The sequence below is a fragment of the Endothiovibrio diazotrophicus genome (assembly GCF_054657215.1).
In genome coordinates this window covers 25,334-44,244 of record NZ_BAAHXB010000044.1, presented here as the reverse complement: position 1 = coordinate 44,244, position 18,911 = coordinate 25,334, and the positions used below count along the sequence as shown (strand labels likewise).

Here is an 18,911-nt window from a genome sequence, read left to right as displayed (position 1 = left end):
TCCCAAAACAGGAAGTTATTCTTTCGCGAGCCCTAAGGGCCGCTCCTACAGGAAACCGAAGCGCCACGCACCAACGGCGACGGCCAAAACAGACTTAGATTACCTCCCGGTGGGGGTGTCGGCCAGCCATTGTCTTCACCGCCCGCCACCCCCATTGGGGTATCATGCGTCCTTTCCCCGATCCCGCCCCGCCATGACCGAACGCTCCGCCATCCGCCACGACAACCCGCTGCCGACGCCCCCCTTCTGGGGCTCGAAGTGCCTGGAGCAGATCCCGCTGCGCTCGGTGGCGCCGTACATCAACCGCACCGCCCTGTACAAGTTCCAGTGGGGCTTCAAGCCGAAGGGGAAGAGCCCGGAGGAGTACCGGGAGTGGGCGCGCCACGAGGTGGACCCGCTGTTCACCCGCCTGCTCGCCCAGAGCGACGCCGAGGGGATCCTGCGCATGCAGGCGGTCTACGGCTACTTCCCGGCCCGCGCCGAGGGTGACGAGCTGGTGATCTACAGCGACCCGTCGGGGGCGGCGGAGCGCTGCCGCTTCCCCTTCCCCCGCCAGAGCACGGCGCGCCGCCTGTGCATCGCCGACTTCTTCCGTCCGGTGGAGTCGCAAGAGATGGACGTGGCCGCCTTCCAGCTGGTCACCGCCGGCCAGCACGCCAGCGACTACGCCCGCGAGCTGTTCGAGGCCGACCGCTACCAGGACTACCTCTACTGGCACGGCCTCAGCGTGGAGGCGGCCGAGGGGTTGGCCGAGTACGTACACAAGCGGATCCGCGCCGAACTGGGCTTCGCCCGCGAGGACGCCCGCGCAATCCCCGAGATGATCAAGCAGAAGTACCGCGGTTCACGCTACTCCTTCGGCTACCCCGCCTGTCCCAATCTCGCCGACCAGGACAAGCTGCTGGAGCTGCTCGACGCCGGGCGCATCGGGGTCACCCTCGGCGACGAGGACCAGTTGTGGCCGGAGGACTCCACCTCGGCGATCGTCGTCCACCACCCGGAGGCGAAGTACTTCGGTGTTTGAATGCACGAACTGATTCTCCGTTTCTGGTCCATCTGCCTGATGAAGGCCGGCCCCCAGGACCTGCCCTCCTCGCGCTTCCTGGTGCTCGCCTCGCTGGCCGCCTACCTGGGCAGCGGCACCACCCTGATGCTGGCCGACACCCCGCCGCTCTCGGCCTTCGCGCAGACCGCGGTGGACGCCGCCGGGCTGGCGCTGGTCACCACCCTGCTGCTCAACCTGCGCCGCCACCCGCTGCGCCTGACCCAGACCTACACCGCCCTGGTGGGTAGCGGCACCCTGCTCAACCTGGCCGCCCTGCCGGTCACCCTGGGGCTGCTCGCCGCGCAGACCGCGGGCGGCGGTATCGGGCTGTTCGCCATGCTCTGGCTGGCGCTGGTGATCTGGAGCCTGATGGTCACCGGCCACATCTTCCGCCACGCCCTGGAGATCCCCTTCCCCGCCGGGATCATCGTCGCCATGGCCTACATGGTGCTGATCATCGAGGTGACCCGCTCGCTGTTCCCCGCGGAGGCGGTCCAATGAAGATCCACATCCTCGGCATCTGCGGCACCTTCATGGGCGGCGTCGCGCTGCTCGCCCGCCAGGCCGGCCACGCGGTGGAAGGGTCGGACGCCGGCGTCTACCCGCCGATGAGCACCCAGCTCGAAGAGCAGGGGATCGCGCTCTGCGAGGGCTACCGGGCGGAGCACCTCGGCGAAACGGTGGAGCAGGTGGTGGTGGGCAACGCGCTCTCCCGCGGCAACCCGGCGGTGGAGCACCTGCTCGACCGCGGCCTGCGCTACACCTCCGGCCCCCAGTGGCTGGCCGAGAACGTGCTCCAGGGGCGCTGGGTGCTGGCGGTGGCCGGCACCCACGGCAAGACCACCACCGCCTCGATGATCGCCTGGATCCTGGAGTACGCCGGGCTCACCCCGGGCTTCCTGATCGGCGGCGTGCCGGCCAACTTCGGCGTCTCCGCGCGCCTCGGCAACGACCCCTTCTTCGTCGTCGAGGCCGACGAGTACGACAGCGCCTTCTTCGACAAACGCTCCAAGTTCGTCCACTACCGGCCGCGCACCGCGGTGCTCAACAACCTGGAGTTCGACCACGCCGACATCTTCGACGACCTGGCCGCCATCCGCCGCCAGTTCCACCACCTGGTGCGCACCATCCCCGGCAGCGGGCTGATCGTCGCCAACCGCGACGAGGCGGAGATCGAGCGGGTGCTGGAGATGGGCTGTTGGACCCCGGTGGAGGGGTTCGGCACCAACGGCGAGTGGCGCGCGCGACCCGAGGCCGAAGACTTCAGCGCCTTCGAGGTGTGGCTCGCGGGGCGCCACGTCGGCACCGTCCGCTGGGGGCTCTCCGGGCGCCACAATATGTACAACGCGCTGGCCGCGATCGCCGCCGCCCGCCACGCCGGGGTGCCGGTGCAGCACTGCATCGACGGCCTGGCCGAATTCAAGGGGGTGAAGCGGCGCCAGGAGGTGCGCGGGGTGGTCGACGGGATCACCGTCTACGACGACTTCGCCCACCACCCCACCGCCATCCACCTGACCCTGGAGGGGCTGCGCCGCAAGGTCGGCGAAGCGCGCATCCTCGCCATCCTGGAGCCCCGCTCCAACACCATGAAGCTGGGCCACCACAAGGCGGAGCTGGCCGCCTCGCTCACCGCCGCCGACCGGGTGCTGATCCTCGACCCGCCGGAACTGCCGTGGAGCCTGACGGAGGCGCTGGCCCCCCTCGGCGCCAAGGCCGAGGTGCTCGACTCGGTGGCGGCGATCGTCGAGCGCGTGCGCCGCGAGGCACGCCCCGGCGACCACCTGCTGGTGATGAGCAACGGCGGCTTCGGCGGCATCCACCAGAAGCTCCTCGACGCGCTGGCCGACCGGTCATAGGGCGGCCCGTGGCCGCCGTGCCGAACGAAGGCACGTCACCAGCTGAACGGCGGGAAACATCAAGGACAGGACGTCGATCGCCACTATTCGCGCTCGTTCGCCGACGAGCCCCGCGCAAGGGTCACCAGACGACGCAGCGGCCCCGTGATCCGCCACGAGGTGGATTGGCGGACCGCCTGCAGCGCGGCCTGCACATCGTGCAACGCCCGCTCCGTCGCGCGCAGTGCCGCCTCGGTTGCTTGCCGCTCCGCCTCCGCGGCTTCCGCCCGCTCCTGCGCGGCCTGCCGTGACGCGGTCAGCTCGGCAACGGCCTTGGTCCGGGCACAGCCCTTGGCGGTCAGGGCGCCGAGCCCCGACGACTCCTCCTCGACCGCATCCAGCGCGATCTGCTGCCGGGAACGGTGCGGCCCGCCACCGTTCTTCGCCAGCACGAAGAAGAACTCCGAGGCCGCACCCGCCCGGAACACCTCCTCCCGCATACGAATCAATTCCAGTTGGTACAACTCTTCGGCAATCAGTCGGAAGGAGGAAGGGATGAACACCCAACCGTGCATATCGTGGTATTCACCGCTGGCCAACGCTCGCTGGAAGAGCGCGTAGCAAGTCGCCAGATCGTACTGCAACTGCGCCTCGCCGCAATCATCGGCCAGCCACGCATGGGCACCGTTCAATACGACCGAGCGCGCCCCATACTCGAAGGCGGCGGCGCTGCTGTGGCGTACCCGCCCCTCCATATGGGCCTGCAGCACCTCGCCGGTGGTCGAGGGCGGGCGCATCGCGTCGAAACAGCGGCGCTTGTCGGGGACCGCCAGCACCAGCCGGCCGTCCGGTTTCAGCAACGTTTCGCAATCCTTGAGGAAACCCAGGAGGTCGGGGACGTGTTCGACGACGTGGGAGGCCAGGATCCAGTCGTAGCGCCCGGTCTCGCCGACCACCTCGACCAGCGAGCGGCCGTCGGATACGAAGTCGACCTCCTCGATCGCCGCGACGTCGACGCCCGGACTTTCCCGGTAGCGCTCGCGCAACGTCGGGGCATCGGCATGATCGAAGGTCTCGACCCGCCAGCCGTCCCTTTTCGGGGCGATCGGGCTGTGCAGCGGCCCGATCTCCAGCCCGATACCGTCCCGCTTCAACCATGAACGCAAAATCTCCGCCCGATCCATCACCTTCCCCTTCCAACCGCAGCCAATGCCTTCACCATCCACCACCCGCAGGCGAACCCACGTTGTTCGCCATTCGACGGAAATCGCAATCTATTTTACGTTAACGGAAACGTCTTGTGCGCATTTCTCACCGACCTCCGCGATGTGGAGTGGAGTGCTCGCTCCGCTACGAGGCCTGGCGTGAAAACATGGGGGCCATCTTCGACGTCACGATAGTCGCCAGCAGTGCCCCGACGGCTGGCGGAAGGACACCCCCGCGAAGGGGCGCCCGCTCCTCGGCACCACCGATATCCCACCCGCGCCGGCTGCTCGGCCAGAGCGACGCCGAGGGGGTCCTGCGCATGCAGGCGGTCTACGGCTACTTCCCGGCCCGCGCCGAGGGCGACGAACGGGTGCGCACCATTTCGCCCACCACCCCACCGCCATCCACCTGACCCTGGAGGGGCTGCGCCGGAAGGTGGGCGAGGCGCGCATCCTGGCGATCCTCGAACCCCGCTCCAACACCATGAAGCTGGGCCACCACCCGGTAGACCGGCAGGAGCCGCCCCCCCTTGCCAACCCGCCGCATGGCCCGATCGACTCGAATCGCCTCGACGGCTCAGTCGAACGAGGGCACTTCGCCGACAGGCCTGCAGAAACCCTCAAGGAGCGAGCTTCGCTCACCGCCCGGCGCGCACGGCGCGCCCTATAGGGCGGCCCGCGGCCGCCGTGTCAAACGAAGGCACTTCGCCGCAGTTTGGCGGAGCCGCACCGAAATCCCCGACGACATCGGTCCGACGGCTCGGTTGCGCCAAACGACAATGGTCGCAACTTGAATCAGGGCTCCCTCCCGTGGGCATCCCCATCCGCACCGACGAATCCCTCTACACAGACGCGAAAAAACGCGCCAATCAGCGCAAGGCGGTCAACGACGCCATCCGCGACCCCAAACGCTGATACACCGCAAAAAAGCCATGTCTGAATTACGTGTTGCGATCGATAGCTAGCGCCGTTATTCACTGTAGGAGCGGCCCTTAGGCCGCGATCACGACGGAGTGAGGCGCCTCGATTTGGCAAGTGGTAGGAACGGACATGGCGCCCGGCTTCCGCATCCTGCTCACGCCAAGTACCTACATCCCTGTAGGCAATCGCGGCCTACATTCGAGAAATGTCGCAACAGCCAACACGGACATAGCCCAAAAAAGCCCCCCTAATCCGCGGAGAGTCGCGCGAACATTCGCTGCGCGGCGGTGCGGACTTCGGGCTCCAGCTCCTCCAGCATCTCCGGGCGCCGCGCCAGCGCCGCCTCGAAGGCGAGCAGCAGCGGGCGCGCCGGTTTGTCGAAGCCCAGCTCCCGCAGCGCGGCGAGCGTAACGGCCCCCTGGTCACGCGCCCCGATCAACGGGGCGAGGAACCCTTCGACGAAGGGATCGCTCACCAGGGCGGTGGCGGGATCCGGGTGCGCCTGCAGCAGTTTTCCCAGAGCGGCCCGGAGCCCCTCGGGGTCGTTCGCGGAGAGGGCGTCCAGGGCGGCGGAGACCCGCAGGCGGGTCTCGACATCGGAGCGCCGCTGTAGCCAGAACGGGTGTGGTTCCTCCTCCAGTTCCGCGCCTCGAGCATAGGCCTCCAGCGCCTCTTCCCAGCGTTCTTGGCGTTCCAATAGACGGCCGAGGTTGTACCTTGGCAGGGCATATTTCGGGTCGATCTCGATCGCCTTGCGGTAGGCGCTCTCAGCCTCGTCGGGGCGGTCGAGTTTGTCCGCGAGCAAGTCACCAAGGTTGTTCCAAGGCCGTGCGTACGCCGGGTCGATCTCGATCGCCTTGCGGTAGGCGGTCTCGGCCTCGTCGGGGCGGTCGAGTTTGTCCGCGAGCAAGTCACCAAGGTTGTTCCAAGACCATGCCAAAGTTGAGTCGATCTCGATCGCCGTGCGGTAGGCGCTCTCAGCCTCGTCGGGGCGGTCGAGTTTCTCCTCGAGCAAGGCACCAAGGTTGTTCCAAGGCCATGTGAAGGTCGGGTCGATCTCGATCGCCTTGCGGTAGGCACTCTCGGCCTCGTCGAGGCAGTCGAGTTTCTCCGCTAGCAAGACGCCAAGGGCATTCCAAGACCATGCGAAGGTTGGATCGATCTCGATCGCCTTGCGGAACGCGGTCTCGGCCTCCTCGGGGCGGTCAAGTTTCTCCGCGAGCAAGAAACCAAGGTTGTTCCAAGGCAGTGCGTCCGCCGGTTCGATCTCGATCGCCTTGCGGAACGCGGTCTCGGCCTCCTCGAGGCGGTCGAGTTTCGCCGCGAGCAAGAGACCAAGGTTGTTCCAAGGCGGTGCGTCCGCCGGTTCGATTTCGATCGCCTTGCGGTAGGCGGTCTCGGCCTCGTCGGGGCGGTCGAGGTTGCCGGCAAGCAATAGGCCCAATCCGTTCCAAGGGAACGCATCGTTCGGATCAAACTCGATGGCGATCCGATACGCCTTCTCGGCGGCGTCGAAATCGTTCTCCTTCTCGCTTAGAAGGGTGGCGCGTTCATACCAGCCCCTCGATGATTCGCCTTTTTCCATCGCGAGGCTCAACAGGCGCTCCGCGGCGGCGTAGCGCTTGGAGCGGCGCATGGCGCCCACGACGTTGGCCCACTCCGTGGCCGTCGCATCGGCAGCGTACTCCCGGCCCCACTCGATCCACGCCTGTGCGATCTCGTCGCCAGGAAACCTGACCTTGTCTCGGGTGCCGAGCAGTCGCCAGACCATGAGTCGTAGGTGGGGCGACTCATCGACGGCGCAAACCGCCTCGACATCGTCGGTGGTGAGCACGGGGAGGGGAAGCTGTCCTCTTGCACGCAGGGCGTAGAGCAGCGGGAGATCCTCTTCCAGCAGCCCACGGTGGAGCAGCCGGTCGCGCTCTTCGCCCAGGCGGGCGCGGAGCCGCTCCCGCGCGCCCTCCGCTTCGTCGGGGTCGCACAGCGCCTCCACCCACCGCTCCTTCTCCTCCTCCCGCAACTCCAGCGAGCCGAGCAGCGCGTTCCGCTCCTCCTCCATCAACTCGCCACAGGCGCTGCGCTGGAGCCTATCGCACAGCCGGAAGTGCCTCTCCAGATCCTCGGGGAGGTCACCGGGAGCCAGATACTCACCGATCTCCCCCCCGCCGGCCCGAAGGTGGTGCAACACTCGATCGGCGCCGTGCGCCTTGAGCGCTCGCCGCATGGGGGCGGCGCCGGCGGTGTCGGACACCGCCTCGAAATAGCGGGCGTCGTTGAGCGGGGAGGCGCCTGCGTCGCCCAGGTGCGCCTTCAGCTCCTCCAGGTCGAACATCGCCTCCAGGAACTCGGTGAGGCCGATGACGTTCTGGCGGATGCGGCGGGTGCCGCGCATCTGCAGCCAGAGGCGGAAGAGCTGCTCGGCGATCCGGTACTGGGTGCGGCCGTGGGCGGAGGACTTCTCCACCAGCCCCTCCCGTTCGAGGACGTTCATCTGGGTCGATACGGTGCCGGTGGTGAGGTGGGTGTGGGCGGCGATGGCGGCGGCGCTGTGGCCGAAACGCAGGGCGCTGCCCGCGTCGGCGCCGGGGCGGCAGACGGCGAGGGCGTGCATCACCACCTGGGCCTGGTCGGCGAGATCCTCGAAGCGTGCCTTGTAGTAGGGGGTGGTGAGGTCCATCAGGTTGTGGAAGTCCTCGACGGCGCGGCTGCCGGCCCCCTGGCGCAGCAGCTCGAAGATCAGCCCGAGGGCGCGGGGGTTGCCGCCGGTGAGTTCGTAGAGCGCCTCGATGCGGCCGGGGCGCTCGCTCAGGCGCCGTTTCACCTGCGGGGCGTCGCGGACCTCGGCGAGGTGTTCGATGACGCTGCGCGCCTCCTCCAGGGAGAGCTTGCCGAGACGCTTGGGGAGGAAGAAGTCGTAGAACGCCTTGTCGTAGTCGGTGAACGGCTCGGAGAGGCGGGCGGAGCCGCCGATGACGATGGGGGAGCGGGTGGTGGAGAGCGCCTCGCGCAGCGCCCAGTAGACGGGAGAGTCGGGGTTCTTGCGCTTTCGCCCGCTCTTTTCGATGCGCTGGAAGATCAGGTCGAGATTGTCCACCAGCAGCACCGGGCGCCGCTCCAGCTCGTCGCACCCCTGCAGCAGCCGCTCCAGCCCCCCGGTGTCGGTGGGGTCGTCGCCGGCCGCGGCCCGGGCCTGCTCCACCCGATCCATCAGCCGGTCGCCGCGCTGCGTCTCGCCCCGCCGGTCGAGTTCGTCGGCGAGCGCCTCGCAGGTGGCCCACCAGAAGTCGGCGAGGTTCTTGACCTGGTAGAGCTCCTCCGGAAAGGAGAGGGGGAGCAGGTGGTCGTTGAGCTGCGGATCGCGGCGCAGGGCCACCGCGAGGCGTTTGAGCAGCGTGGTCTTGCCGGCCCCGCGCAGCCCGACCAGCAGATGGTGCTGGACGCTCCCCTGGCGCGGGGCGCGGATCAGTTCGCCGCGCAGGAACTCGAACTCGTCGCGACGGGCGACGAAGTTCGCCTCCAGGTCGTCGTCGTCGAGCCAGTCGGGGTTGTAGTGGTTGCTCATGGGATTGCTTAAATGGGGTCGCTTATAGGGTGTCCCGTTTCAGCCACCAGCGGCGCAGGGGCTCCAGACGGAATCGGTAGCGGCGGGCGCCTTCACGCTCCTCGACGTGCCAGTAGGCGTCGCGAATCAGGATGTCGCGCAGCCGGATGAAGGTGCGTCTGGCACTCTCGGCGGTCTGCCCGGGGATGCGCTCCTGGAGGGTCGCGAACAGCATCTCGGCACGAACGCCGTCGGGATTGAATGCGGTGCGGCTGAGCAGCGCGCGAGCGTGCTCGGCATCGGCCGCCAGCAGTTGGAGATCGAGTCGCGATTCCCAGTGGTGGAAGTCGTTGTCCTTGCCCGGGTCGATCAGGCGCTCGACGGCGGTGCCGAGCAGTTCGGGGAGGGGGGATCCGCGCCCTTCGGCCAGGAGGGCGCGCAGGTGGTGAAAGGTCGCTTGGAGATAGTAGGGCTGCGCCCAGCGCACCGCGTGGACGAGACTCAGGATCTCCTCACCGGTCAGGTCGATGTCGTAGCTGCCGGCCAGTTCTTCGAGCAGGGCGACCGCCTCCTCGTCACTGAACGCTTCGAGGGTCTCGTGCTTCATGCTGTTGATGGTGTCGGCCATGCCGTGCTGCTGCACGAGGGTGTCGAGGCCCACGGAGCCCGATACCAGCCAGTGGATATCCCCGGCCTTGGGAAGCGCGCGAACGTCGTTGCGGAACCAGTCGAGAAAGCGGCGCACACGCTGGATGCCGTTCTCGGGATCGTTGCGGATCAGCGCAAAGAGAAAGATGGGCAGCTCGTCGATGTAGATGAGCCAGCGATCGTCATCGACGCCGGAGATGCGCCGCAACAGGTCGTCGGCGACTCGGGACCACTCCTCCGCCCCTTCCTGATCGAAATCGACCCCAACCGTTCCCGCGCCGGGAACCGGAATCTTGATCGAGCGGATGCGCCCCGTGAAGGCCGTGATCGACTCAAGGGCTCCACTCAGTTTTCTCGATGTGGCCGACTCCAGCTCCTGTTTCAGGGCGTCCAGCAGCTTGTCGAGAAACCCTCTTTCGTGAGGACAGGAGGCGACGTTCACCTCAACGCATCGCCACCCCTCGTCCCTCAAGTCCGCCATCACCGCGCGGGCGGCGGAGGTCTTGCCGATGCGCCGCGGACCGAGCAGCAGTACATCGTGGTGGTTCAGGAGCTCGCACAGCCGCGCGACCTCTCTCTGCCGACCGAAAAAGTTCTCGCCCTCGACCGGCGAGCCGGCGATGTTGTGCATTGCGGCATCCCCCCTTGCCCTGTTCTTTGCAAAGAAACATTAGCGCAAAAAATATTTTGCGCAAAATTTTCTTTGCATTCAGGCAATGGCGGGCAAATCGCCGGGCACTCCTCCGTCCAGAAGGGGGCTTCAGTCCAAATCCCCGGGGAGTGGCGTTGTACAGAGTGGGTTAGTCGAAACGATGCGCCTCCAGCAACCGCCCCCACACCGGCGCCACCCCGGCGCGCAGCTCGGCCACCTCCGCCTCCGCCACCCGCGCCGGCTGCTCGGCCAGCTTGCAGCGGTGGACGGTGGTGCGATAGGCGCGGTAGGCGCGCTGCAAGCGCTCCCGCTCATCCTCCTCGATCAGCCCCACCGCGGCGCAAGTGTCGAGGGTGCGCATGTCGTCGGAGCGCAGGGTCAGCTCCGGATACTCGGCAGCCCAGCCGAGCACCAGGTACTGGACGATGAACTCGATGTCGACGATCCCCGAGCGTCCCTGCTTGAGGTCGAACAACGCCACCCCGTTCTCGTCCCGGCCGCTCTTGTCCAGGTTGTCGCGCATCTTCTGCCGCATCTCGCGCACCTCGACCCGCAGCACCTCGCGATCACGGGGGCGGCGCAGGATCTCCTCGCGGATGGCGTCGAAGCGCTCGGCCAGCTGCGGGGCGCGCTCGCGGGTGATCGCGCGGGCGCGCACCAGCGCCTGATGCTCCCAGGTCCACGCCTCGTTGCGCAGGTAGTCGGCGTAGGCCTCCAGGCTCACCACCAGGGCGCCGGAGTTGCCATGGGGGCGCAGCCGCATGTCCACCTCGTAGAGCACCCCGGAGGGGGTGAGGGTGTCGAGGGTGTGGATCAGCCGCTGGCCGAGGCGGGCGAAGAAGGTATCATTGTCCAGCGAACGCTCGCCGGCGGTCGCCTGCCGCTCACCGGCGCTGTCGTGGAGGAACACCAGATCGAGGTCCGAGCCGTAACCCAGCTCGATGCCGCCCAGCTTGCCGTAGCCCACCACCAGCAGGTCCGCCTCGCGCTCGACGCCGTCGACCACGCAGCGCGGCACCCCGTGGCGCTTCACCAGCTGCTCCCGGGTCACCGCCAGCGCCTGATCAAGCACCGCCTCGGCGATCCAGGTGAGGTAATCGCTCACCTTCATCACGGTGAACGCCGCGCCGCCGGAGAGATCGGCGGCGGCCACCCGCAGCACGTTGGGGTGTTTGAAGCGGCGCAGGGCCTCCATCTGCCCCTCCTGGTCGCCGGCCGCCACGTTGGCCATGCGCCGCGCCAGCTCCTCCACCAGCTCCGCCTTGACCAGCGGACGGTAGAGGGTGCGCGAGTCGAGCAGCTCGTCGATCAGCGCCGGATGGCGCACCAGGTAGGCGGCGATCCACGGACTGGCGGCGCACAGCCGGGTGAGCTGGGAGAGCGCCATCGGGTTCTCCACCAGCAGCGCCAGATAGGCGGTGCGCCCGGCGATCGCCTCGATCAGGTCGATCAGCCGCACCAGCACCTCGTCGGCCCGCCCCGCGCCGCCCGCCGCCCCACCCACCGCGCCGAGCAGCAGCGGGATCAGCCGATCCATCCAGCGCCGCCCCTGCTCGCCGGTATGACGCCGCGCCCGCCCCTCGCGCAGCTGTTGCAGGCGGCGCAGCGGCTCCTCGGTGCGTTCGAAGCCGGCCTCCGTGAGCACCGCGACCGCCCGCTCCGCCTCCAGCTCACCACGCCACAGCGCCGCCAGATCGGGCGAGGCGCCGGCATGATCCCCCTCCTCCGCCTGGGGGGCGTAGAAGGTCTGCTCGAAGCGCTCCTGCACCGCCCGGCGGTGCCCCTTCAGCGCGGCGCTGAACGCCGCCCAGTCGGCGAAGCCCATGGCAAAGGCGAGCCGCGCCCGCCCCGCCTCGTCCTCCGGCAGCAGTTGGGTCTGCTCGTCGCGCCACTCCTGCAAGCGGTTCTCCACCCGGCGCAGGAAGCGGTAGGCCTCGACCAGCCGGCGGCTGGCGTAGGCCGGCAGATGACCGAGTTCGGTGAGCCGGGCGAGCACCTCCAGGATGCGCCGCTCGCGCAGCGCCGGCTCCCGCCCGCCGAAGATCAGTTGCAACGCCTGGCCGATGAACTCCACCTCGCGGATGCCGCCGGGGCCCAGCTTGACGTTCTCCGCCATCCCCTTGCGCACCAGCTCGCGCTCGATCATCCCCTTCATCTCGCGCAGCGACTCGAAGGAGCCGAAGTCGAGATAGCGCCGGTAGATGAACGGGCGCAGCATCTCGATCAGCTCCGCCCCCGCCGCGCGGTCGCCGGCCACCACCCGCGCCTTGATCATCGCGTAGCGCTCCCAGCTCCGCCCCTGGGACTGGTAGTACTCCTCCATCGCGCCGAAGCTCAGCACCGGCGGCCCCGACTCCCCATACGGGCGCAGGCGCAGGTCGACGCGGAAGACGAAGCCCTCGTAGGTGGTGGTATCGAGCGCGTTGGTCAACGCCCGCCCCAGGCGGACGAAGAACTCCTCGTTGTCCACCGCCCGCCGCCCGTCGGTCTCGCCGCGATGGGGGTAGGCGTAGATCAGGTCGACGTCGGAGGAAAAGTTGAGCTCCCACGCCCCCAGCTTGCCCATCCCCAGCACCACCAGCCGCTGCTCCTCGCCGGCAGGGTCCCGCGGCGTCCCCCAGATGCGGCAGAACCACGGATGGAGCCGCTGCAACGCCCCGTCGATGCACGCCTCGGCGAGCCACGAGGTCTCCTCCAGGGTCTCCTCCACCGGCGCCCAGCCGGCCAGCTCGCGCCAGGCGATGCGCACCATCTCGCGACGGCGGAAGCGGCGCAAAGCCGAGCCCAACGCCTCCTCCGTCTCCACCCCCTCCAGCCAGCCGTCGAGGCGGGCGACGTAGGCGTCGTAAGCGCCGTAGCCGTCGTTGCCGAGGTCGCCGCTCTGCCACAGCTCGATCAGCAGCCCCGGATCGCGGGCGCAGCTCTCGGCGACGTACTCGCTGGCGGCGAATACCGCCGGGAGTGCCGCGAGCAGGCGTGGGGCATCGGGTAGCGCCCGCTCGCCAAGGCTTTCGACAAAACGGGTCCACAGGGCCTCGGCGGCAGGGCGGATGGACTCGGGCAGGGAGTCGAAGGGAGGTGAGGTGCTGTTCATGGGGCCAAGAGCTTACCGTCTCGCCTGCGATCGAACCAGACGACGAAACCCTCATCGCATGGCTGGAGATCGTTTTGGTTATACTGTTCGAAACCTCAGCAAGCCGCGAAATACGCTACCAATGGCAGTATCGAAAAAACCCACTCCGGAAGCCCTGGAGCGCCCCCCGGAAACGCGAATATTCAAGGTTGAAGACCTCCTCTTCGAGGTCCGCCAGGGACGGGTGCGCATTCCCCCCTTTCAGCGTGCGTTGAGGTGGAAACCCGCCGACGCCCTCCAGTTGATCGACAGCCTCTATCGCAGCTATCCGATCGGCACCCTGCTGTTCTGGGAAGCCGAGGCTGAACCTGGGGAGGAACAGCTCGGCACGTTGAGAATTCAGGCTGGCGGACGCCCCGACGCCCTGTGGGTGGTGGACGGCCAGCAACGCATCGTTGCTCTCTCCCGCGTCCTGCTATCCGCCCTCCCCGAGAACGACCAGTTCTCCCTCTACTTCGATCTCGACAACGAAAAATTCTCTCCTCCACCCAACCCGGCGGGGCGAAAGCGCGACCCGGCGCGCTGGATACCGATGACCGAGGTACTCGACGCCGAACGATTGATGCATTGGCTACTCGATCACTCCGCCAGCGATCAGCGGACGCGACTGGAACGTGCAATCCAACTCGGCAGGCGTATTCGGGAATTCGAGATCCCTGCCTGCCTGATACGCACCCGTAATGAGCAGGTCCTGCGCGAGGTTTTCGAGCGCATCAACTTCTCCGGAAAACGTCTGGAAGCCTCGGAGATATTCGATGCCCTGCACGGCAGCCGCGGAGCGCACTGGCCCACCACCATCGCAGAAATCGCAAACGACCTGGAGGCCCTCCATTTCGGCCACATCGAGGAAAGTGTCCTCTACCAGTTGCTGCTGGCGCTCCAGGGAATCGACGCCGCGAAGGGTTCATCCAATACCCCGCCACGCTTGAGTGGAGAGATAGCTGCCAGCGCCTACCGAGAAACCGCCCGGGCTGCTGCGGATGCCATCCATTTCATCAAAGACGCTGGCATTCCCCGCTACGAGTTGCTCCCCTACAAACGCCCCTTGGTCATTTTGGGCAAGTTCTTTCACTACCACCCGACACCCAACCCACGCTCCCGCCAGTTGCTCGTCCGTTGGCTCTGGCGCGGCGCATTGAGCGGGGCCCACCGCGGTTACACCGCCGCCGCCCGAGTCACCCACGGGCGAATCGATCCGCTGAACGAAGAGCGGTCGGTCCAGTGCCTGCTGGAATCGCTCAACCACCAGATACCTGCGCCCCCCGACGTCACCCTGGAATTCAACATCCGCTGGGCAAACAGCAAACTCCAGGCACTGGCGCTACTCGCCCTCGCTCCCCGCGATCTGAAGAACGGCAAGCCGCTTTCCCCTAATACACTGACCATCCTCCGGCCAAGCTCTAACAACCTCCAGGTACCACGGATCCTTCCGTCGGAGGAGGGGTCTCCCCTCTTTTTCTGCGCAGCAAACCGAATCATTCACCCAGCACTTCGCAGACTGCGCGAGCAACTGATAGCGGTCACAGACCCTGCCATTTTCCGGTCCCACGGAATCACCAAAGAGGCCGTATCTTCCCTGCGCGCGGGGGACACTTTGGGCTTTCTCCGACAACGCGCCGAGCACCTTGCAGCTCACTTCGAAAAGTTCTTCGCGGAACGCGCCCGCTGGGAAGAGTCCGACCGCCCCTCACTGGCCTCGCTGATCGTCGACGAGGAGGGATAGATGGTCAGGATCGACACCTTGCAGGTACGGCTCAACGAAACCCCGGTAGGCACCCTCACCCTCGATCGCAACGAGCGGTGCGAATTCCGCCTGCTGGAATCCTACAAACGGAGCTATCCCCGCCCGGTCCTCGGCCAACGATTTCTCGACGACCCGGACCGGGTATACGCCACCCGCGCCCGCGTCCCGCCGTGGTTCTCCAACCTGCTCCCGGAAGGACCGTTGCGGGGATTCATCGCCCGACAGGCGGGCGTTGTCTCGTCGCGAGAATTTTTTCTGCTCCACCATCTGGGCGGAGACCTGCCTGGAGCGGTGCGGATCACCGCAGACGAACCGCCAACACACCCGGACGACACTTCTATCCAAACCGCCGGGTCCGAACCTGAAAATGAGGACGGACTGCACTTCTCCCTGGCCGGCGTCCAGCTCAAGTTCTCCGCCAACCGAGCGGATCGCGGCCTCACTATTCCAGTCTCCGGCCGCGGCGGCGACTGGATCGTCAAGCTCCCCGACAACCGCTACCCCCGCGTCCCCGAAAACGAGGCGGCCACCCTGAGCTGGGCGCGCGCGGCCGGCATCGAGGTCCCCGCGTTCAATCTGGTCGATATCGACGCCATCGACGGCATCCCGCCCGCCCTGCGCACCTTCACCGAGCGCAAGGCGCTCTCCATCCGCCGTTTCGACCGCGAGGATGGGGGAAGACGCGTCCACATGGAGGATTTCACCCAGATCCTGGGGCTGTTCCCGGAAGAGAAATACGACAAGTACAACTACGAAACCATCGCCCGCCTGACCCTAGCCCTCACCGGCAACGAGGGACTGAACGAATTCATCCGCCGCCTGGTGTTCGTCATCGCCTCGGGAAACGGGGATGCCCACCACAAGAACTGGACCCTCCTCTACCCCGACGGCCAAACCCCGAAGCTCTCCCCCGCCTACGATCTGGTATCGACCATCCAATACCTCCCCGACGGCAAGCTGGCCCTCAACTTCGGCAAAAGCAAGCAGTGGGAAGACTACTCCCTCGATGCTTTCCGACGACTGGGGAGGAAACTGGAAATGAACGAAAACGACATCGCCGAACAAGCCGAACAGGCCGCGCACGACACCCTCGCCGCGCTCTCCTCCGACCAAGAGCAGACGGGATATTCCGCCGCCATGCGCGCCACCCTGCGAGACCACTGGAAGCGGATACCCCTCCTCGCAGCTCACGCCACTTGAACCACGGCGGATGGAGCAGGAGAGAGGCTGCCCGTGATCGGGAGCCTGTCGGACGCAGGATGAATCGGCTGCGAAAACGGTCCCCTTAGCGGATCGATCCATCCTCCTGGATGGTTCCCACAACGCCATAGGTCTCGTTCGCCACCATATCGGACCATGGGTCACCGAACACCACCGACCCCCGGCCGTAGCCCAGCGCGAACTGCGATCCTGCCAAGGCGCGCAATAGAGCCAGCGGTATCGTCCCCAGATCGACCGGCACCACACCGAGACTGGAAACGGTGCTGAAATACTGGCCCTTTGCGGCGGCCGGGTCATACGCCTGCCAACCCTCGGTAGAGGAGAGAAGGAATACCGCACCGCCATGACTCGCCGGGAAGGCAGCCACCACATAGATGGCGCCCGGCCGGCCGAGATCGGTCGCCTTTGCGGTGATCGAGCCCGCGACCTGGAGACACGCCCCGCCCCCGCCCTGTCCTTCCGGGCAGCTCGCGGGCGTGCCTTGCATTACGTACGGCGATGAGGTGACCTCGACCGCCACCTCCGCCGAGCTGCCGAGGGCGTCGGTGAGGGTGATGGTCGGGGAACCCGCCGCGACGCCGGTCACGGTAGCGGTGGCGTCGGTCACGCCGACGGTGGCCAGCCCCTCGTCGCTGGAGGTCGCCGTATAGGGCCCCAGGCCGCCGGCGATCTGGATGGTGGTGCTCTGGCCGACGCCGAGGCTCGCGTCGGCAGCGCTCCCCGTCAAGGGCTCCACGCTGCCGACATAGCCGAGGGTCCCGGAGGCCTGGGCGATACCGATACCGCCGCCGCCCGTCAGGTCACCGTCGAGTAGATCGAAGTTCAGCACGCCGGATACGCGGTTGGAGGCGAGCGTCACCTTCGGCGTAATGGTGGCGGTATCGATGGCGCCGGTGGCGGTCAGATCGACCACCAGGGTGTCGTCGGCGCTGAGGGTGGTGGCGACCTCCCGGGCGTTGGCGGAAGCGATACCGCCATAGGTCGCGCCGGTGAAGCGCACCCCGGAGGGGGCGACGATGCGGATCGTACCGCTGCTCAAGGCGTCGCCGACGTTCTCGCGAAGGGTGAGCGTCGATAGTGCCTGCTCGCCGGTTCCCCTCGACAGCTGCACGATGGGAGCGGCGACCGTCAGCGTCACCTCGGCGGTGACCGTGTCCCCGCCCCAATCGGCCGCGCAACGGGCGGACTCGCCGCCGAAGGCGCCGGCGCAGCTCCAGCTCCACGGCCCTTCGCCGGCAACGGCGGTGGCCGTTCCCGAAAGGCAGAGATTTCCCGCGGGCGCGCGATCGAACGTGCCCCCGTCACTGGCACCGCAGGCCCCGTCGACCGCGGCATGGGCCGCGGAGCACTGGGCGGTGACGCCGCCGTTCTGGCCGGCGCAGATCCAGCGCCAGCGGCCGTCGTCGCGGACGCCGCTCGCCACGCCGGCGCTGCACAGGCCCCGGCCGGGTGCGCTGACGAAAGTCCCGCCGAGGCTGCTGCCGCAGGCGCCGTCGACCGGGGGCGGGGGCGGCGGGGGGATATACACGCCGGCCGAACAGCTGGCGCTGGTGCCGCCGTTCTGGCCGGCGCAGCTCCAACTCCACGGCCCGCTGCCGCTGACGCTGCCTGCGCTACCCGCGGCACACAGGTTCTGACCGGGGGCGCTGGAAACGCTGCTGCCGTTGCTGCTCCCGCAGGTGCCGTTGATGCCCGCGCTCCAACTCACGACGACCCGTCCCGCGGCACCATCGCTCGGCGCCAACGACCCGTCGGAGGAGGAGGTCCCGCCGCCGCCGCCGCCGCCGCCGGGCGCGGAACCGGCCGCCGCATGGCTGGTTTGGCTCGCCACCTCGCCCGCACCGGCGCCGCCGGCCCCGCCGCCCGCCGGCGCCCTCCCGCCGGCGCCGTAGGTCGTGTTGGAAAAGTTGGAGACGATACCGTCGCCGCCGGCACTGCCCGCCGTGCCCGTACCGGCGGAGCTGCCCCCGCCGCCGCCGCCGGCGTTGGCGGTGAAGTAGACCCCGTCACCGCCCTTGCCGCCGGCGTAGCCGACGAAACTGCCGCCGGTGGCACAGCCGCTGCCGCCGGCCCCACCGGTACCGTTGGTAGAGGCGGTACCGTTGAGGTCACCCAATTCGCCACCGCTGCCGCCGTTGGCGGTGACGGTGACCGGCGAGCCGGAACCCGGGGTATAGCCCGCCGAGGAGCTGCCGCCGGCCTCGCCGTTGGTCAGGCTGTTGCTCTGGGTCCCCGCACGGCCGCCGGCGCCGACGGTCGCGGTGAGCGTATCGCTCGCCGCCGTGGTCGTCACCGTGTACTTGCAGTAGCCGCCACCACCACCCGCGCCACCGGTGTAGGCAGGGGTGCTGCCGAACAGGTCCGGGCCGTTGGTGCGACCGCCGCCGCCGCCGCCGCCCCACACCTCGATGGTGACCGCGGTGCCGGCGGGCAGATCGCAGGTCGCCCCGTTCGACATCGCCGTACCGCTCACACAGGCCGCGCCCCACGCGGTCCCGGCGAGGCTCGTGGCAACCACAGCGAAGACGGCGGTCCTGGCGCAACGGGAAACGGCACCGCGATGGGGGAGGACAACGGCTGGGACAAGTGGTTTGAGCTTCATGGGTTGGTCTATCGAGTGATGGGTAAAAAGTGTTTGGGCGTGGCTCGCTTCTCCTTGCGAATCCCTCCGACTTTTGCGGATCATGCCCCGGCGCTCCAGGCAACGACCGTTGGCGCCGCGGGCGATTGTGGCCGCTTGTACGGGGATCGACCGGAGATGCTAGGCCGTGTGGCATCCGGTGAATATCGGATTTGCGCAAAAAGGAGCGATCGCGGCGCGCCCATCGAACGAGGGCAGTGAATTTTGCGGTGGCAGTGCCGTTTTGATCGGGAACGCTACGCTTTGCCCACCCTACGGCTACGGGAGGATTTCATCCCGAATATCAGGGGGACGGAGTACACCAGAGGAGAAGATAGAGGGGTGC

Annotated in this window: 11 protein-coding genes; 6 read left to right on the top strand and 5 right to left on the bottom strand. The window is 67.7% G+C overall.

The annotated features are described in order from the left end of the window. Positions 1 to 193: 193 nt before the first annotated feature. The 3 genes from ACYQ2W_RS12620 to mpl are packed head-to-tail and all read left to right on the top strand — an operon-like array spanning position 194 to position 2,901. A complete protein-coding gene (locus tag ACYQ2W_RS12620; protein WP_459867391.1) occupies positions 194 to 1,024 on the top strand; it encodes a vitamin B12 dependent-methionine synthase activation domain-containing protein in 831 nt (276 codons plus the stop codon). Further along, positions 1,025 to 1,546, top strand: a complete 522-nt coding sequence (locus tag ACYQ2W_RS12615) for a hypothetical protein (protein ID WP_459867388.1) — start codon at positions 1,025 to 1,027, stop codon at positions 1,544 to 1,546. Next, positions 1,543 to 2,901 (top strand): UDP-N-acetylmuramate:L-alanyl-gamma-D-glutamyl-meso-diaminopimelate ligase, encoded by a 1,359-nt coding sequence (mpl, locus tag ACYQ2W_RS12610; RefSeq protein ID WP_459867385.1) that lies wholly within the window; start codon positions 1,543 to 1,545, stop codon positions 2,899 to 2,901. The genes ACYQ2W_RS12615 and mpl overlap by 4 nt, the downstream gene beginning before the upstream one ends. Before the next feature lie 83 nt (positions 2,902 to 2,984). Here mpl and ACYQ2W_RS12605 read toward each other — a convergent pair whose 3' ends face one another. Beyond that, on the bottom strand, positions 2,985 to 4,046 hold the full coding sequence (locus ACYQ2W_RS12605; RefSeq protein WP_459867382.1) for a methyltransferase domain-containing protein: 1,062 nt from the start codon (positions 4,044 to 4,046) through the stop codon (positions 2,985 to 2,987). A gap of 167 nt (positions 4,047 to 4,213) precedes the next feature. Between ACYQ2W_RS12605 and ACYQ2W_RS12600 the strand changes: the two genes are divergently transcribed. Then, positions 4,214 to 4,498 (top strand): hypothetical protein, encoded by a 285-nt coding sequence (locus ACYQ2W_RS12600; protein ID WP_459867379.1) that lies wholly within the window; start codon positions 4,214 to 4,216, stop codon positions 4,496 to 4,498. Positions 4,499 to 5,253: 755 nt separating this feature from the next. On the opposite strand, the gene ACYQ2W_RS12595 is transcribed toward ACYQ2W_RS12600, so the two are convergent. The 3 genes from ACYQ2W_RS12595 to glnE form a co-directional block, all read right to left on the bottom strand. After that, a complete protein-coding gene (locus tag ACYQ2W_RS12595; RefSeq protein ID WP_459867376.1) occupies positions 5,254 to 8,568 on the bottom strand; it encodes a tetratricopeptide repeat protein in 3,315 nt (1,104 codons plus the stop codon). 22 nt (positions 8,569 to 8,590) lie between these two features. Then, a complete protein-coding gene (locus ACYQ2W_RS12590; RefSeq protein WP_459867373.1) occupies positions 8,591 to 9,826 on the bottom strand; it encodes an AAA family ATPase in 1,236 nt (411 codons plus the stop codon). A 169-nt stretch (positions 9,827 to 9,995) separates the two neighbouring features. Then, the gene (glnE, locus tag ACYQ2W_RS12585) at positions 9,996 to 12,941 is read right to left on the bottom strand and encodes a bifunctional [glutamate--ammonia ligase]-adenylyl-L-tyrosine phosphorylase/[glutamate--ammonia-ligase] adenylyltransferase (RefSeq protein ID WP_459867370.1); all 2,946 of its coding nucleotides are present in this window, start codon (positions 12,939 to 12,941) and stop codon (positions 9,996 to 9,998) included. Between the two features lie 121 nt (positions 12,942 to 13,062). Between glnE and ACYQ2W_RS12580 the strand changes: the two genes are divergently transcribed. Both ACYQ2W_RS12580 and ACYQ2W_RS12575 read left to right on the top strand, forming a co-directional pair. Beyond that, positions 13,063 to 14,703, top strand: a complete 1,641-nt coding sequence (locus tag ACYQ2W_RS12580) for a GmrSD restriction endonuclease domain-containing protein (protein ID WP_459867367.1) — start codon at positions 13,063 to 13,065, stop codon at positions 14,701 to 14,703. Continuing rightward, positions 14,704 to 15,924 carry a type II toxin-antitoxin system HipA family toxin gene (locus tag ACYQ2W_RS12575; RefSeq protein ID WP_459867364.1) on the top strand — a complete coding sequence of 407 codons (1,221 nt, stop codon included), beginning with the start codon at positions 14,704 to 14,706 and terminating at the stop codon, positions 15,922 to 15,924. Positions 15,925 to 16,009: 85 nt separating this feature from the next. Here ACYQ2W_RS12575 and ACYQ2W_RS12570 read toward each other — a convergent pair whose 3' ends face one another. Then, entirely contained in the window at positions 16,010 to 18,403 is a 2,394-nt protein-coding gene (locus tag ACYQ2W_RS12570; RefSeq protein WP_459867361.1) for a glycine-rich domain-containing protein, read from the bottom strand. Positions 18,404 to 18,911: the final 508 nt, after the last annotated feature.